1 protein-coding gene, 8 tRNA genes and 1 rRNA gene are annotated in these 1825 nt (G+C 41.5%); all 10 read right to left on the bottom strand.

Annotation, left to right across the window (positions count from 1 at the left end):
* Positions 1-170, bottom strand: a 16S ribosomal RNA gene (locus ACFCYJ_RS07345); the annotation flags it as partial.
* A 202-nt stretch (positions 171-372) separates the two neighbouring features.
* Positions 373-446: transfer RNA gene (locus ACFCYJ_RS07340), tRNA-Gly, on the bottom strand.
* A 24-nt stretch (positions 447-470) separates the two neighbouring features.
* A tRNA-Arg gene (locus ACFCYJ_RS07335) sits at positions 471-547 on the bottom strand.
* Positions 548-574: 27 nt separating this feature from the next.
* Positions 575-660, bottom strand: a tRNA-Leu gene (locus ACFCYJ_RS07330).
* A gap of 66 nt (positions 661-726) precedes the next feature.
* Positions 727-799, bottom strand: a tRNA-Lys gene (locus ACFCYJ_RS07325).
* Positions 800-814: 15 nt separating this feature from the next.
* Positions 815-889: transfer RNA gene (locus tag ACFCYJ_RS07320), tRNA-Gln, on the bottom strand.
* Positions 890-894: 5 nt separating this feature from the next.
* Positions 895-970 (bottom strand) — tRNA-Asp (locus tag ACFCYJ_RS07315).
* Between the two features lie 36 nt (positions 971-1006).
* Positions 1007-1078: transfer RNA gene (locus tag ACFCYJ_RS07310), tRNA-Glu, on the bottom strand.
* A gap of 1 nt (position 1079) precedes the next feature.
* Positions 1080-1156 (bottom strand) — tRNA-Asn (locus ACFCYJ_RS07305).
* A gap of 91 nt (positions 1157-1247) precedes the next feature.
* Complete coding sequence (locus ACFCYJ_RS07300; protein WP_376072680.1) at positions 1248-1709, bottom strand: SprT family protein; 462 nt, start codon at positions 1707-1709, stop codon at positions 1248-1250.
* Positions 1710-1825 lie beyond the last annotated feature (116 nt).

Raw genomic sequence — 1825 nt, 5'->3', positions numbered from 1 at the left:
TAGCCCCGGTTTCCCGGAGTTATCCCAAACTATAAGGTAGGTTGCCCACGTGTTACTCACCCGTCCGCCGCTAACGTCAAAGGAGCAAGCTCCTTTTCTGTTCGCTCGACTTGCATGTATTAGGCACGCCGCCAGCGTTCGTCCTGAGCCAGGATCAAACTCTCCATAAAAGAAATTTGATTAGCTCAAATTGTTTTGCTGGCATCATGTTTGATGTCCAAAATTTTATTTCGTTCACTAACTCAAGGTTAGCTACTAAAAACTTTATTGATTACGTTTTGCTTGTTCAGTTTTCAAGGTTCATAACGTCGCATCTAAGCGACAACTTCTACATCATACTATACAAAAATATGAACGTCAACAAGTTTTTTTTGGAGCGGGTGATGAGAATCGAACTCACGACATCAGCTTGGAAGGCTGAGGTTTTACCATTAAACTACACCCGCGATATAAATATTTTTTTAAAAAAATGGCGCGCCCGACAGGAGTCGAACCCATAACCTTCTGATCCGTAGTCAGACGCTCTATCCAATTGAGCTACGGGCGCATATATAAATACATTAATAAATTGACTTGGTGCGGCCGAGAGGACTTGAACCTCCACGGGGTTGCCCCCACTAGGCCCTCAACCTAGCGCGTCTGCCGTTCCGCCACGACCGCATTCAATTAGTAACTTTCTCATTATACTATGATAACCTGAAAAGTCAATTTTTTTCTTAAAAGAGATGAGCCATGAAGGACTCGAACCTTCGACCCTCTGATTAAAAGTCAGATGCTCTACCAACTGAGCTAATGGCTCATATTAAGAAATGAATGGCTGGGGTACTAGGATTCGAACCTAGGCATGACGGAATCAAAATCCGTTGCCTTACCGCTTGGCTATACCCCAATAAGTGGCGGTCCCGACCGGGATCGAACCGGCGATCTCCTGCGTGACAGGCAGGCATGTTAACCGCTACACCACGGGACCAACGTTACTATATTTTCATGAATTAAAATAATGAAATGACCCCTACGGGATTCGAACCCGTGTTACCGCCGTGAAAGGGCGGTGTCTTAACCACTTGACCAAGGGGCCATGGCTCCGAAGGCAGGACTCGAACCTGCGACAACCTGATTAACAGTCAGGTGCTACTACCAACTGAGCTACTTCGGAATAATTCACATGTTTTGTCGTCGTTATCTTGTCGACTTTTACTATTATAGGAGCATCTGTAGTAAACGTCAACCCTTTTTTATTATTTTTTTTATTCTATTAGTTTTAAACGTCCTAGACACTTGCTACAACGGTATTTCTCCACATTCATTCTAATTTTTCTTACATATAACTGTTGGCATTTTACACATGTATATGTATAAAGTCGCCGTTGTTTCTTTGGAGATGTCTTAGGGATTTGTAATACTGCACAAAAACGAGGAGCCTTCACTTTTTCTAATAGCTCTCTAAAATCTTTGTCTCGATGCTGATACCCTTTGCCTTCCAAATGTAAATGATAATGACATAATTCGTGTCGAACTATCCCTTCTACTTCACTAATACCATATAATTCATAGGCTTTTGGGTTAACTTCAATATTGTGCGATTGTAAAAGATAACGTCCACCTGTTGAACGTAACCGTGCATTAAAATATGCTCGATGCATAAAAGGCTTCCGGAAACTTTCTAATGATATTCGACTAACAAGATGTTGTAGTTCCTCATTGTTCATATCTATATCACCTCTAACAACAAGAATACCACACTGTATAGTATAGACAGTGTGGTAAAATTTATCCCGCTATAACGGGCAGTAATTTATCTGTACCGAAAATAAAGCAATAAGTA

It is taken from the genome of Lysinibacillus sp. NPDC056232 (assembly GCF_042267565.1).
Taxonomy (GTDB): Bacteria; Bacillota; Bacilli; order Bacillales_A; family Planococcaceae; genus Lysinibacillus.
Note: the sequence above shows the minus strand (reverse complement) of the source record. Positions and strands in the feature narration are given on the sequence as shown.